The sequence below is a fragment of the Terriglobia bacterium genome (assembly GCA_035712365.1).
Classification (GTDB): Bacteria; Acidobacteriota; Terriglobia; order UBA7540; family UBA7540; genus SCRD01.
In genome coordinates, this window is the sequence record DASTAW010000021.1 from 136671 (window position 1) to 150031 (window position 13361).

The 13361-nt window shown below is 59.3% G+C and carries 12 protein-coding genes; 7 read left to right on the forward strand and 5 right to left on the reverse strand.

Features of this window, described 5'->3' with window-relative positions:
- Nucleotides 1-248 precede the first annotated feature (248 nt).
- A complete protein-coding gene (locus tag VFQ24_06615) occupies nt 249-1316 on the forward strand; it encodes a LacI family DNA-binding transcriptional regulator (GenBank protein HET9178013.1) in 1068 nt (355 codons plus the stop codon).
- Between the two features lie 158 nt (nt 1317-1474).
- On the opposite strand, the gene VFQ24_06620 is transcribed toward VFQ24_06615, so the two are convergent.
- Nucleotides 1475-2896: a tetratricopeptide repeat protein gene (locus tag VFQ24_06620; protein ID HET9178014.1), complete on the reverse strand. Its 1422-nt coding sequence runs from the start codon at nt 2894-2896 to the stop codon at nt 1475-1477.
- A 239-nt stretch (nt 2897-3135) separates the two neighbouring features.
- On the opposite strand from VFQ24_06620, the gene VFQ24_06625 reads away from it, so the two are divergent.
- The 3 genes from VFQ24_06625 (at nt 3136) to VFQ24_06635 (ending at nt 5405) form a co-directional block, all read left to right on the forward strand.
- A complete protein-coding gene (locus VFQ24_06625) occupies nt 3136-3612 on the forward strand; it encodes a hypothetical protein (GenBank protein HET9178015.1) in 477 nt (158 codons plus the stop codon).
- A gap of 90 nt (nt 3613-3702) precedes the next feature.
- A complete protein-coding gene (locus VFQ24_06630; protein ID HET9178016.1) occupies nt 3703-4146 on the forward strand; it encodes a DUF2844 domain-containing protein in 444 nt (147 codons plus the stop codon).
- Nucleotides 4143-5405, forward strand: a complete 1263-nt coding sequence (locus VFQ24_06635; GenBank protein ID HET9178017.1) for a DUF3443 family protein — start codon at nt 4143-4145, stop codon at nt 5403-5405. The genes VFQ24_06630 and VFQ24_06635 overlap by 4 nt, the downstream gene beginning before the upstream one ends.
- A 226-nt stretch (nt 5406-5631) precedes the next feature.
- On the opposite strand, the gene VFQ24_06640 is transcribed toward VFQ24_06635, so the two are convergent.
- From VFQ24_06640 to VFQ24_06650, 3 genes are all read right to left on the reverse strand, one after another.
- Nucleotides 5632-6318 carry a Spy/CpxP family protein refolding chaperone gene (locus VFQ24_06640; protein HET9178018.1) on the reverse strand — a complete coding sequence of 229 codons (687 nt, stop codon included), beginning with the start codon at nt 6316-6318 and terminating at the stop codon, nt 5632-5634.
- 507 nt (nt 6319-6825) lie between these two features.
- Nucleotides 6826-7542 (reverse strand): response regulator transcription factor, encoded by a 717-nt coding sequence (locus VFQ24_06645; GenBank protein HET9178019.1) that lies wholly within the window; start codon nt 7540-7542, stop codon nt 6826-6828.
- 145 nt (nt 7543-7687) lie between these two features.
- Nucleotides 7688-9694: a HAMP domain-containing sensor histidine kinase gene (locus VFQ24_06650; GenBank protein HET9178020.1), complete on the reverse strand. Its 2007-nt coding sequence runs from the start codon at nt 9692-9694 to the stop codon at nt 7688-7690.
- Nucleotides 9695-10072: 378 nt separating this feature from the next.
- Between VFQ24_06650 and VFQ24_06655 the strand changes: the two genes are divergently transcribed.
- Genes VFQ24_06655 through VFQ24_06665 form a run of 3 tightly spaced genes read left to right on the forward strand, consistent with a single transcriptional unit; the run spans nt 10073 to nt 11881 of the window.
- On the forward strand, nt 10073-10660 hold the full coding sequence (locus VFQ24_06655) for a sigma-70 family RNA polymerase sigma factor (GenBank protein HET9178021.1): 588 nt from the start codon (nt 10073-10075) through the stop codon (nt 10658-10660).
- Nucleotides 10650-11285: a hypothetical protein gene (locus tag VFQ24_06660; GenBank protein ID HET9178022.1), complete on the forward strand. Its 636-nt coding sequence runs from the start codon at nt 10650-10652 to the stop codon at nt 11283-11285. The genes VFQ24_06655 and VFQ24_06660 overlap by 11 nt, the downstream gene beginning before the upstream one ends.
- A gap of 41 nt (nt 11286-11326) precedes the next feature.
- A complete protein-coding gene (locus VFQ24_06665) occupies nt 11327-11881 on the forward strand; it encodes a hypothetical protein (protein HET9178023.1) in 555 nt (184 codons plus the stop codon).
- Between the two features lie 199 nt (nt 11882-12080).
- On the opposite strand, the gene VFQ24_06670 is transcribed toward VFQ24_06665, so the two are convergent.
- Nucleotides 12081-13298 carry an IS1182 family transposase gene (locus VFQ24_06670; GenBank protein ID HET9178024.1) on the reverse strand — a complete coding sequence of 406 codons (1218 nt, stop codon included), beginning with the start codon at nt 13296-13298 and terminating at the stop codon, nt 12081-12083.
- Nucleotides 13299-13361: the final 63 nt, after the last annotated feature.

The following is a 13361-nucleotide window of genomic DNA, read 5'->3' on the forward strand; positions in this document are numbered from 1 at the left end:
ATGTAAAGAAAGTGCCCAAAAACCCGACGCCATGCGAGTCGAACACGCGACTTATACCAGTGGTGTTTATGGTTTGTCAAGCTAAATTTGGAACTGTAACCAAAAGCTCTCTATTACGTCTAAAGCCTTTCTGTGAAAAAGTACTATGATGAGGGGCATCCGTTCGAACCGCGCGTACATCGCAGTAGCTTGAGACGAGGCAACTTAAAAGCCCGGTTGCCGGTCCTTCAAGGGAGGGATTGCAAGAGGTGAACCAACTACGCACCCCAGCTACTATCCGTGACGTGGCCCGCCAGGCTGGCGTGGGCATCGGGACCGTTTCTCGAGTTCTGAACGGAGGAGCACAGGTCAGCCGCGCTACCCAGGAACGCGTCGCGCTGGTAATTCGCCGCCTCGGGTTTCGGCCTAACGCCCAGGCGCGCCGGATCCACAGGAAGCGATCTGAAATTGTCTGTTTCCTGTTGAGTAACCGGTCATTCCCCAATTCTTTCCACGCTCGCATCCTTCAGGGTGTTGAGGACTGCGCTCGGGAACTGAAGCAGCACATCCTTTTCGCTGCCGTACACTACGACGCCACGACTCCCCCCCACCACATCCCTCTCCCCTCCATTCTGGAAGAGCGGGGCCTGTTCGACGGCTTGATCCTGGCCGGAACAAACTACCCAAACTTCCTGACCCGAATTCAGAAATTGCAGGTGCCATTCGTCGTTTTCGGCAACAACATCTTTGACTTTAAGGGAGACAAATACTTTGACCAGGTGGGGTTTGATGGTCTCCGGGGCGAATATGAAGCCGTCCGCTATGTGGTCAGCCAGGGGCACCGCAAGCTTACCTTCGTGGGCGATCTCACCTACCCCTGGGTCCGGAACCGCCATGCCGGTTTCGTAAAAGCATGTCATGAAGCCAAAATCAAACCGGATTCGATTACGAATCCCCGGCCGTCCGGATTTGTGGACTATGGAGAATGGGCGTGCGACCTGGTCTTGTCTCGCAAGCCGTTGCCGACGGCGGTGATGGCGGTAAATGACGAAGTGGCATTCGGGTTGTGGCGATCATTCCGCCGCCGCGGCATTCGCGTCCCGGACGACATCAGCCTGACGGGCTTCGACGATCGTGAGGAAGCCCTGCTTATGGATCCGCCCCTGACCACGGTGCGCGTCCGAAAAGAGGAGATTGGCCAGGTATGCCTGCGCACGCTTCTCGAAAGGCTCCACCACCCGGAAATGGCTTTCCTGGAAAAGACGCTTGCAACGGACCTGATTGTTCGCGAGACAGTGGCCCAAATTGGGTCCCGGAGCAAGGGTCCGGCCAAATAATCGCTTCTGGGTACGGGATTATAAGCGGAGACCCGTACTCCGGCGCAGCGTAGCAATCCGGTCTACGCTGATCTTGTGCTATTTTTCCTTGGCGCTGGCGGGCCAAAGCCTACACCTGGAGGAGAGACGGCCACGTTCCGCATTGCCTCCGCAGAGTCTCAGCGTCCGCCAGGATTGTTTTCCAGCGTCTTAAGGTCCCGATCAATGCCCGGAAGCAGTTGAATTTGCTCCTTCGCTACCGCGTCCGTACGGGCTTTCTTCAAATAAGCCAGCGCGTTAGGAGAGTCGCCGGCTCGGGCGTAAGTGTTAGCAAGTGTGTAGAGATAAGTTGGAGTCTCGGCGTCGTCAGGCTCAAGAATCATTCGGAATTGCTCAATGGCGCCGGAGTAGTCCCCCTTGTCAACCAGTATCAGCCCGATATGAAAGCGCGCCAGCCGGTAATCGGGCTGGTCTTTGACCGCCTCGCGAAATTCTCCGAGGGCATCGTTTATGCGACCTTGCTGCTGAAGCAAAAAGCCAAGGTTATTGTGCGCCTCCGCGTAGAAAGGATCGCTTGCGATCGCATTCCGGAAGGCCTCCTCCGCTTCAGCGTATTTACCAAGCCCAAACATCAGGACCCCGTAATTATAATAACAATCAGACCGATGGGGGTTCAGGCGGACGGCGATACGATATTGCTCCTCCGCCTTGGCGTATTCGCCGGTTCGCGCGTAAAGCTGAATCAGGTTTATATGCGGCTGCTCGAAGCTGGGATCGAGCTCAGTAGCCTTGACGTGCGCCTCGATCGCCCCCGCCAGATCGCCGGCCTGCTCGAGAGCCAGCCCGCGCTGCAAATAACTGAGGGGGGTCTGATCCAACTTTTGCACCGCAGCCCGCAACGGGTCCACTTCAGGCGGGTAGGTTGTCACATATTTGTGATAAGCCGCAAAGTGTTCACTCGCCTTACCTGGTTGCCCGAGCTTCCGGTAAACCATTGCCAGAGCGTACTGTGCCCCACCATACTGAGGGAATAGCTCGATCGCTTTCTCCAGCGCCTGGGCGGCGTCCTCCGCTTTACCCTGCTGCATCTCAACCCGCCCTAGTCCGTAGTACGCTTCCGGGTTCCCGGAATATTTGCGGGTGATTGCCTCGAACAGTTCCCGGCTCTCGGGCAACCGCCCGAGCGAAAGAAAGCATTCCGCCAGGTTCAAAGTGGCGGGGAGGTAGTCTGGCCTGAGCTTAAGCGCCGCCTGGAACTCAGCCGCTGCGCCGCGGTAGTGTCCGAGTTTCATCTCAACGTACGCAAGATCGTAAGCCCATGAAAACGTTGAAGGGGAAAGCAAATGCGCGCGGCGGTAACATATCCCCGCCGCAGCAAACTGCTTGTAGGCGTCGAGCACCATCCCCAGCTTTCCAACGGCGTCAGGATCGTTTGGGCGAGCTAGCGCAGCGGCGTTTGCTTCGCGAATCTGAGCGTTGACGCCGGGGAAAGTGTTCGAAAGATCAAGCTTGGGCAGCGGCGGCAGGGTTGCGGCATACGCATTGATCGCTGCACTCCAAAGCATCGCGAGTACAACCAGCGCATTACGCCCGGCCATCATCCCTCGATTCTAGCGGAGCAAAGAGCCATGCCGTCAAGTGATATTCACCACTCCACCGGCTCATTGCCATGTCAACGTTGAAGGCGGGCAATGCCGTCCGCCGCCGGAACGGGACCGGCCATGGTTTTACATAAAATTAACCAGCGTTGCGCAACTGTGTTCGTGCTGATGGCGTCTATGCCAACGTATAATCCAAGCTTTGGCGGGCAGAGCTCCGGACGCCCGAAAGGAGAGACACCATGATAAGGGAAGAAACCAGAAGGGCCTTCCACCTGGAAGACACTGCGTTACTGAAATGGCGGATGGGAGGGAGGGCCCAGAAGACAAAGAGCTTCCTCCTCGTCGCAGGCGCCATCCTTATGATACTGCTGGGAATCAGGATGATGGCGGGCGCTGCCCTGCCACAGGATGGCGGCCAGCGGATGCGCGGGCCCATGACCCCTGAGGACCAACTGGCCCGGATGACCAAGCAGTTGGATCTCACCGAGGAGCAGCAGGCCAAAATCAAACCCATCCTCGAGGAGCAACACAAGCAAATGATGGATCTGCGGCAGGATGCCTCCATGTCCCGCCAGGACCGGTTTGCAAAATTCCGCGACATTCGGCAGAAGTCTCTTGATAAGATAAAACCGATCCTCACCGCCGAGCAGCAGCAGAAATGGCAAAAGATGCAGGAGGAGCGGAGGGGGAGACGCGGCAGGCCAATGCCAAATTAAGGTTGACGACCGAAGCACTTTACTGGGAATATACTCTCCGCGCCGGGGAGTGGTAACAGGCTCCCAGCGCGGATGCCAACGGAGGTCTATTTGAAGATATTTCTGGGTGCATTTGTGGTCTTGCTGCTGGGATGCGTTCCCAGTTTCGCGGTTCTTGGGCAGTATGAAAATTCAATCACCACAGACCAACAGCGCATGCGGGCACAGCTTCATGAGACGGCGCGCCAGGGGTATTCCGTCAAGGAACTCGGCACTGCTGACGGCAGGACTGTCCGCGAGTACGTTTCGCCCGCCGGACTGGTTTTTGGGGTCGCCTGGCAAGGGCCCACCATGCCCAACCTGCAGGAGTTGTTGGGTTCCTACTTCGAACAGGTGAAGCAGGCGCCCAGGCCGCGTCGCCTGCGCGGCGCTCCGCTGGTGGTCCGTGGAAAGGATTTCGTGCTGGTCAGCGGAGGCCACATGCGCTCCTTCCACGGGGTTGCCTATGCACCGAATCTGCTGCCCTCCGGCGTCCCGGCGGAGGTGGTGCGATGAAACTTTCACCAAGGTCGGCCGCTCGCCTCGCCCTGATTTCCCTGATGGCCGTAACCGCCCTGGCGCTTGCCGCTTGTGGCGGAAGCAGTTCCAGCTCCGGTTCCGGATCAAACCCTCCTCCGCCTCCCATCAACAACAACCAGGCGATTGAGGTCAATCTGGGCCCATTGAACGACTACCCCAACGGGATATTCACCACCGTGACCATCTGCGTTCCGGGCACTTCGAATTGCCAGAACATTCCGGATGTTCTGGTGGATACCGGGTCCGAGGGGTTGCGGTTGCTATCCTCCAAAGTCACTCTCCAGTTGCCGACCATCGCCGACAACGGCAACAATGACCTCCAGGAATGCGTCGTTTTTGGCGATGGCTCCTTCAACTGGGGAGGGGTGGTCAGTGCGGACATCAAGCTGGCGGGAGAAATCGGGAGCGATGTTCCGATGCAGCTCATCGACAGTTCCAGCCCCACAAAGTTTCCCGTCCCCAGCGCCTGCCTGAGCGGTGGCGGCTCTGATGCGAATACCGTGCAAGCGCTCGGAGCCAATGGCATTCTGGGAATCGGAAATTACCAGCAGGACTGCGGCTCATCCTGCGCCAACTCTGCCGTTCCGGGCACCTATTATCTCTGCCCTGGTGGCGCCTGCTCGCCGGCCACTGTCCCCGTTAATTTCCAGGTGCAGAACCCGGTTTCGACCTTCCCGCAGGACAACAACGGCCTGCTCATCTCGTTGCCGTCCGTCCCCGATACCGGGGCGCCAACGGCTTCCGGCTCCTTAATCTTCGGCATTGGAACGCAAACCGACAACGGTATAGGCACGGCTGAGATTTTGACGCTTAACCAATCTGGGGATATCCAAACGACCTATCAAAATGTGGCTTACAGCAGTTTTATTGACAGCGGGTCGAATGGGCTTTTCTTTCTGGACGCCACCACACTTGCCTCTGCCGGGATTCTGGATTGTCCGAATAATTCCAGCTTCTACTGCCCGGCCTCCACAGTGACCTTCACCGTCACCAACTCGAGCCAGAATGGGACCTCCAATCAGGTTATGTTCGACATCGCCAACGCCGAACTTCTGTTCGCCGCCAATGGCGGGCAGAATGCCGCGTTCAACAACCTGGGCGGCGGCACCGGCACCGGCCCCTCAACGGACAACGTCGATTTCGGCTTGCCCTTCTTCTACGGCCGAAATGTCTTTGTGGGGATTGAAAACAAAACCGGGCCCGGTGGAGTTGTCGGTCCCTATTGGGCTTATTAGCTCTGGTCGAAATGCAGCATGGGCAGCTTGCAGTACTGCTCTGGCACGTCATCCTGAGCGAAGCGAAGGATCTGCATTATTCTTGTCAGCGAAAAACAGCAGATGCTTCTCCCGCCTCGCGGGATCAGCATGACGGGCAGACCTTTTCTGCAACCTCGTTGATTCGAACGGCGGAGCCCTGCCTTTGCAGGACCCCGCCCGGTTCTTGGTGAAGTGAGCTCAGTTTTCACTTGCTCTCGGGTGGCGTCGGTGGCGTGGGTGGCGTTGACGGCGTCCCCGGCCTCGCCGGACGCGGCAGGCTGCGCCGGCGGAAATTCTGATGGAATTCCGCCCGCGTGTCCTCTAATTTCTTCCATTGCTCCTCGGTCAAGACGCCGCGGCTTTCGAGCATCGTCTGGATGCGTTCCTTCTCGAGCGCAGCCCGCGCCTGCGACACCTTCTCAACCTGCGCAAGCACCTGGGCCTCATCCGGATGGAAGGTCCGCAGCATGGGGCCAAGGACCACTTCCTGCTTCTCCAGATCGGCGCGCAGATCAATCATCTTCAGACGTCCGTCCTGCGAGATTTTTTCAAGCTGTTGCTTCTGCTGGTCGCTTAACCCGAGCTCTTCAGCCACCCTGGGACTCGTCCACCATTCGCCCATTCCCCGGCCCCGGAACCACATCATCCCACCCGGTCCCATGGGATCTCTGACGCGCAAATTGAAAACCCGCTGCCCGGGCGCCGCCGGGTCATCAGGGCCTTGCTTCAGCATCATTGTGTCTGGCCCTTGCATGGAGCCTGCCACAGGTCCCGCCTCCGCCGCTACGGTATCCGGCCCTTCAACAACCACGTCTTCGGACCGCTCCTGCGCCATCGCGACGCTGCTGAAGAGCGCCACCACCAGGGCAATGTTAAACAACCTTTTCACCATTTCTGTTCTCCCCTTTCTTGAGATTCTGATCTCCGCTGATTGGGTAATGCCAGAGCGCGGCCCTCTATCGTCAATTTTCCCCGCCGTTGTACGCCTGCTGCCGCGTTTTCTGACCTCACCCTCCCATTGTTCATCAGATTGCCGGGAATGAATTTAAAGCCTGCGTAAATTCTGTTTTTGGTTCCTGCGGCGGACCATGCGCCGTTTGAACCCAGCCCAGTGTCCCACACAACTTTGTACAACCCGCCGTGTGCGACCGTCATTCCGATTCCTCACAGCGGGAGAGGAACCTGCTTTTCATCCAAACAGAACGAAACCGTAGCGGCGGCTTCACGCCGCCAGGCGCTCCTTCGGTCATTCCGACCCCGCAAAGCGGGAGACAGAAACAGATTCCTCGCGCCAGAAGAGCGCCGGCCCTCGGAATGACTGGTTATGGCAGACAATTGCGCGGGACGCTGCGCTGGATACGGTGGGGCGCATCAACGCCGGCTTCCGCGCCAGCACTTTTCAGGAAGGTTGTGCAACGAACTTGTAACCCAGGCCGCGAACGGTGAGAAAATAGCGCGGGTTCTGCGGGTCCGCCTCCAGCTTCTGGCGAAGCATCCAGATATGCGCATCCACGGTGCGGGTCATTGTCGTTTCATCATAACCCCACACTTCCCGCAGCAGTTCCTCGCGCGAGACGGTTGAGCCCTGCTGCTGGATAAAGTAAGCCAGCAACTCAAACTCCCGCGCCGACACCTCGACCGATTTGCCCTCGCGCCACACCGCCGTGCTGCGAAAGTCCACCGTCACCGGCCCAAACTGGAAGGTCGAGTCCCGATGGTTGGCCTGGGGTAATGACGCCCTGCGCAGCAGCGCTTCGATGCGAGCGAGCAGTTCGGAGGAATCAAAAGGCTTGGCAAGGTAATCGTCGGCCCCGAGATGGAGTCCGGAAACCTTGTCCTCAATCTGGCCGCGCGCCGTCAGCATCAGAATGGGAGTGCGCACGGCGCGCCGCCGCAGGGTGCGGCAGATTTCAAACCCGTCCTTGTGCGGCAGCATGACGTCCAGGATGATCAGGTTGAACCCGCCCTGCGAGGCCCGTTCCAGGGCTTCCGCGCCGTCTTTGACGCTCTCCACCTGGTAACCCTTGCTCGCCAGCAGATCAGTAAGCGTCAGCACCAGGGCAGCGTCGTCTTCCACCAGAAGCAGATGGGGCTGAATGAAATTTTTTCGTTTCATGCTGCCTGCCGTTTTGGGCTGCTGAAAGAACTCTCGCGCGGCGTCATCCTGAGCGGAGCGAAGGATTTGTTTTGTTCATTTCAGTAAGGTACAGCAGATGCTTCGCTATGCTCAGCATGACGGGCGTCCTGTTTTCAGCAATCGGTTAGACCAATCCACCCGGGCGGGCTTCCTGGCCCGCCTTTTGCTCAGCCTCCGCCATGGCGGGCAGATGGATGGTAAATCGCGATCCCTTTCCTTCCGCGCTCTCCACGCTCACACGCCCGCCCTGCGCCTCAATGTGGCGCTTCACGATGCTCAGGCCCAGCCCGGCGCCGGGCACTGCCGATGCCAGCACTTCATGGCCTCGATAGAACGGTTCAAAGATGTGGGGCAAATCTATTGGATCAATGCCGGGGCCATGGTCCTCCACCGAGATCCGCACTTCACCTCCGCCTCCATTGGGCGCGCACGCGGCCGTGATGCGCAGCCATCGGCCCTCGCCGCCATACTTGATGGCGTTGGCGAAGAGGTTCTTGACGGCGCTCTCAACCGACGGAGCTTCCACCAGCACGGGCGGAAGATTGTCGTCTACTTTCTTTTCCACCTGCCAGCCGGCATCACGGAAGGCGGGAGTAAATTCGGCGAGCGCGCGCTCCAGCATTGCGGGAACCTCAGTGGGAACCTCCTGGTAGCGCTTCGCGCCGGATTGGATGCCCGCGTAACTCATCACCTGCTCGATCAGGTCCGTCAGCCGGCGTGCTTCATTTCGCACCAGCGCGCCATATTCCCTCACCCTGCCCGGCTCCTGCACCACGCCGCTTGAAAGGTTGAACCCGGCGGACTGAATGGACGCGAGAGGCGTCCGGAATTCATGCGAGACTCCTGCCACGAATTCCATCTCTCGCCGCGCCAGCTCGCGAGCGCGATGGGTGGCAACCACCAGCGACCCCATGCTGACCGCCAGCACGAATAGGACTCCGAATCCCAACGCCAGGTCCCGCCGCCGCGTCCGGGCCACCAGCGCGTCAATTGAGCCGGCCTTGTTCTTCACCACCAGGACCCACGCGCCCGCCTCGCGAAATCGCCCGCGCCGCTCAGGACCCTGTGTTGAAGGACCTTCGGCGCCCGGCGGAGGTTCGGCGGCTATCGACAAGTCCATCAGATCGTCCGCTTCCGCCCCCCTGGCGAGCCTCCTGGCGCGAAATCGAAGCAGCGCGCCCAGCTCCCCATACGAAGCGAGCAGCAGAGCGTCACCGTCTGGCGAAGTAAAGGACGACGGCACGAGGCCTCGCTCAGAACTGAAAATGATTTGCCGCGGGTCGCCGCCCAGTATGCCAACTCGATAACTGGCGATGCCCGCCCCGCCGAAACTTCGTTGCAGCAGTTGAGGAAACACGTGCTGCTTCAAATAGTTGATGTCCAATTCAAGGAAACACCAGCCGCGCAATCGCCCCGAAAAGCGCGCACGCGCCGGCAGATCGAAACGCGGCATTCCGCTCGGCGGAGGAGGCGCGCGGTGGATTTCCTCCCCCTCCGTAAAAATTTCCGGCCGCGAATCAGGACCGGCTTCCCGTTCTCCGCCTATCCGGAGAGTAAATCCGCGGCCCCTTTCGCCGGATTCCATCAGCGGAACAACAATCATCGGGCGGGAGCCGTTGAGAGCGAACGGGAAGCCACCGGCCCGAACAAAAAAGAAGTTCCTGTGCTCCCGCGGGCCGGTCCTATCAATCCCTCCAGGTCGCGGCCGGAACGTTTCGAGTGATTCGGGCCAGGGCTCCTGGTTGAACTTTCCGCTCGATGCAGCGAGCGTGCGGAATTGCGTCTTTCCGTCCGCATCAATGGTGGCCACGCTCAGCGTTGACACCAGCGCGCTTGCGGCATCATTGCTCCGCCACTGCGCATAGAAATCGGCCAGGTACAGGTCGAGGTCTGCCGTGGCCGCCGATCGGGGCACGGGACGAAATGTCGCACGGATTTCCAGCAGCGGCGCCACAAACTCGCCGCGAAAACTGCGCATGGCGGCGTTCAGGAATTCCTCCTGCTGCTCGCGGTCCGCAACGCTGGCCCGGTTGATCCAGCCGTAAAGCAGCGTGCCGGCCAGCACCAGCCCCGCCGCAAAAACCGCAATCGTCAGCAGGGGATAATTCGACTTGGAAGGTTTCCAGCGCACTTAACTGGATTATATAACGCGCGAGTTCAGCCCGCAGGCGCTTGTAAGCTGTCAAAAAGCAACTTTACGAGGATTTTACACCCCGTGTTCTGGAATGGGTGGCGCAGACGTGGCGCTTTTTGCCATGTCTGCGAAACATTCCGCTGATGAGCGGGTCGCGCAGATATCCCGCTCGTGGGGATGCCTAAATCCTTGGCGACGGGTTCATGGTTTTCTCTGCGGCCTCTGTGCGCTCTGTGGTAGAGCTTTTAACCAGCAAGAACCTGAGATTTGCCTCTGATTTCTGAAGCCGCGCTACAATTGATCCACCCGCGGAAGCCTGGAAAGAAATCTGAACGCCGCGGAGCCGCGCTCCGTCTATACCAGTGAGGCTTGCCGATGCCCGAATCGAGCGAAGGCGTTTTGAGCGACATTTTCCCAATCGCCGCTGCTTCCACAGACGAGCTGGAGACAGCGGTGCGGGAGCACTCGCGCTGTGTTTACGCTATCGCTTACTCAGTGCTTCGCAATCACCACGACGCGGAAGACGCCGCCCAGGAAACTTTTGTGCGCTTCTGGCGGCACCACCGGCGCTGGAAGCTGATCCGCAATCATCGGGCATGGCTGGCGCGAACGGCCTGGCACGTGGCGCTGGACTCGCGGAGAAAACGGCGCGCGCTGGACGAATCATCCATTTCGCTCAGCGAGTCCGTCGAGGCGGTCTTGCGCCTTTACGCAGAGGGCGCGCCCGCCGATGAGATTGCGGGCCGCAAAGAAATGACGGCGCTGCTCGATCGGCTGATCGGATCCTTGCCCGAAGACCTTCGCCACGCGCTCACGCTGTCGCTCGCCGAGGACCTTACCTCGCCGGAAATTGCCGCCATCCTGCGAATTCCGGAAGGCACTATTCGCCAGCGCCTGTGGCAGGCGCGCCAGATTCTGAAAGAGAAGCTTTCCGTTTTGCTCGAGGGAAAACATGCGAGATAAAGACCGGTTCGTTGACGAACTCCTCGATTCCGCGCTTGCCCATCATCGAACGGCAGAGCCGCGCCCTGGGCTCGAAGCCCGACTGCTGGAGCGTGCCCGCGCGGGTGCCAGCGAACAAAGCGCCGGAGGTAACATCTGGAAATTGTGGATAGCCGCTGCGGCAACCGTGGCAGTCGCCATAATGTTCTTCGCGATTCGCGTGGCAAACCGCCCGCATAGCCCGGCGGCGGAAACATCTCAAGCCAGTAAGGCCGTTCCTGCGCCAACCCCCAAGGGGATACTGACGGCGAATTCAGGAGCAGCTCCCAAGGCCGGCAACGCAATATCGATTATTGAGCCAAAACGAGCCGCACACCGCGAAAGCAAACCGTCGCGCCGCGTAAAAAATTCTTCGAGGCAAGTGGAGGCGCATCACTGGCCGTCCCAGTTCCCTACCCCGGCGCCGCTCACACCGGAACAGAAGGCTCTGGTCCAATACGTTCGCGACACGCCACCACAGGTGCTGGAGGCGTCGCTTTTCAAACAGAAGTCTGAAGGTCGGCCAATGGAGATCAGGTCCTTGAAGATCGCTCCACTGGAAATTCAGCCCCTGAGCGTGGGGTCAAGAGCAGAGGAACTGCAGTAGTTCGTACAGCTAAGAAAACGTCCTGCAGATTGGAGAATGCCATGAGAAAAGCAAAGTGGAACGTCTTGATCCTGACCTTGGCGCTGGCCTTGGCCTCTGTTGGAGTACAGGTCCTCGCTGCGCCGCAGCCTGTAGGGCAGGAGCAAAGCGAAACGTCAGCAAAAAAGGAAGCTCCGCTGGACGTCAACATTTACCGCGTGAGCTACAGGGTGGACGAAGTGGAGAACGGCAAGACTATCAATTCCCGCTCATACACTCTGATGACCCAGGTCGGCAATAGGGCCAGTACCCGCATTGGAAGCCAGGTGCCATATAGTACCGGAAAGGATATTCAGTATCAGAACGTAGGGATGAATATCGATTGCAAGCTGATGAAACAAGGCGGGGATTTGCTCGTGCAGACATGGCTCAATATGAATACTGTCGCGGGCAAAGAAATGATGCCTTCGGGGGCGCAGAACCCTGTGTTTGGCACATTTCAAATCCAGGATGTAACATCCTCCACAATCGGAAAACCAGCATTCGTGGGTTCAATCGACGATGTGGCTTCTAACCGCCATTATCTAATTGAAGTCACCGTAACCGAGGCAAAGTAACTTCCACCCCACATCCCCGCGCGTGGCACGGGCGTCCCGCCCGTATCCCGCGACCATCGCCGCGCCTTAGGAGGTCGGAGCTGTTAGAGTCTGTGTGGCAACTGGCTTGGCGGCGACGTAATTTACCGATTACAGGAGGTGTTGAGGATGTTTTGGAGCTTTTCCGATTCCGGCCGAGGCATGGGGCCTTCGTAGGGTCTCAGCCGGTGGCCTGCGTGGCTGCAGTCAGCTTCCACATCCGTGTCAGGTTGTAAGCCGTCGCTGCCAGCGACCACTCCACTTGCACCTTCTGCAAACCTCGCCGCCGGAATTGCCGCATCCCTCGTTGCTCTTTCAAGACTCCAAACACCGGCTCGATCAGGGCCTTGCGCACTCCGTAGATCGCTCGCCCCAGCCGACTACGCAACTTGCGCCGTATCTGACGGTGCACCGGGTCCGTGGCCCGGCCCCGCAACCGCCCCCCTCGGTTCAGAACCTGCGCCAAGTTCGTATCCGGCACATAAGCATCAATCTTCCCTTGGGCCAAAACTTTCAAGTCCTCGAGCACAAAAAAGCCGCTGTCCGCGCTGACCTGTCCCGGCGTTTCTCCGCACCGCTGCCTGACCGCTTCCACCACCGGCACCAGCAGGCCGTGGTCCGTGACCTTCTGACTCACCCGCTGTTCCACGATCAGGTGGTCTTTGCTCACCGCCAAAGTCGCCGTGTAGCCCAGCGTGAAGCCCTTCCGCTCCTTCAGAAACCGGCTCTCCGGATCGGTGACCGAGCGGCGCTTCAACCCGCTCTTCTTCAGCCGCTCCAGCCGCGGAGCAATCTCGGCCAATTGCTTCTCCAGCCGGGCGCACTCTGGCTGCGCCAGGATCACTCCGGCGGCCTCGTTGGGGTCTTCGGCCTTGCAGGCCTGTTGCCAGCGTCGAATCTGCCGCCGAATCCGCGCCCGCTGCCCGCGCAGCTTCTGCTCGGTGTCCACCCGGTTCGGCGAGGCGTTCGCCTTCACCCGCGTCGAGTCGATGGCTACCTGTCCCAGCTTCGCCAGCCCCGCCCCCCGCGCCTGCTCGATCACCTGCGTGAACAGATCGTTCAGCGCCTTCGGGTGTCGCCGCCGAAACTCGTTCAGCGTCCAGAAATCCGGCTGCGCTCCTCCGGCCAGATACCGCAACGGCAGGTCCTCCCGAATCCGCTGCTCCAGCCGCCGCGAACTGGTGATCCCCAGCGCATAGGCATACAGCCATACGCTAACCATCAGCGCCGGATGATAGGCCAGGCGCCCCTCTTCCCCATACTCCGCCTCGAACGCGCCCAGGTCCAGCTTCCCCACCATCCGACGGATGTAAAAACACAGATGATTGCTGCCCAGAACATCCCCCACCGAGGGCGGCAGCAGGTAAGCTTGATCGGGATTGTAATCAAAAAATTTCATCTGCGGATCTCCTCTCACCCGCATTATAACCAGGTGTCAAGATGGAGTTGCCACACAGACTCT

Coding starts and splice junctions, on each gene's coding strand:
- VFQ24_06665 (HET9178023.1), top strand. CDS start 11,327: ATGAGAAAAGCAAAGTGGAACGTCTTGATCCTGACCTTGGCGCTGGCC.
- VFQ24_06640 (HET9178018.1), bottom strand. CDS start 6,318: ATGGTGAAAAGGTTGTTTAACATTGCCCTGGTGGTGGCGCTCTTCAGC.
- VFQ24_06635 (HET9178017.1), top strand. CDS start 4,143: ATGAAACTTTCACCAAGGTCGGCCGCTCGCCTCGCCCTGATTTCCCTG.
- VFQ24_06655 (HET9178021.1), top strand. CDS start 10,073: ATGCCCGAATCGAGCGAAGGCGTTTTGAGCGACATTTTCCCAATCGCC.
- VFQ24_06625 (HET9178015.1), top strand. CDS start 3,136: ATGATAAGGGAAGAAACCAGAAGGGCCTTCCACCTGGAAGACACTGCG.
- VFQ24_06645 (HET9178019.1), bottom strand. CDS start 7,542: ATGAAACGAAAAAATTTCATTCAGCCCCATCTGCTTCTGGTGGAAGAC.
- VFQ24_06620 (HET9178014.1), bottom strand. CDS start 2,896: ATGATGGCCGGGCGTAATGCGCTGGTTGTACTCGCGATGCTTTGGAGT.
- VFQ24_06670 (HET9178024.1), bottom strand. CDS start 13,298: ATGAAATTTTTTGATTACAATCCCGATCAAGCTTACCTGCTGCCGCCC.
- VFQ24_06660 (HET9178022.1), top strand. CDS start 10,650: ATGCGAGATAAAGACCGGTTCGTTGACGAACTCCTCGATTCCGCGCTT.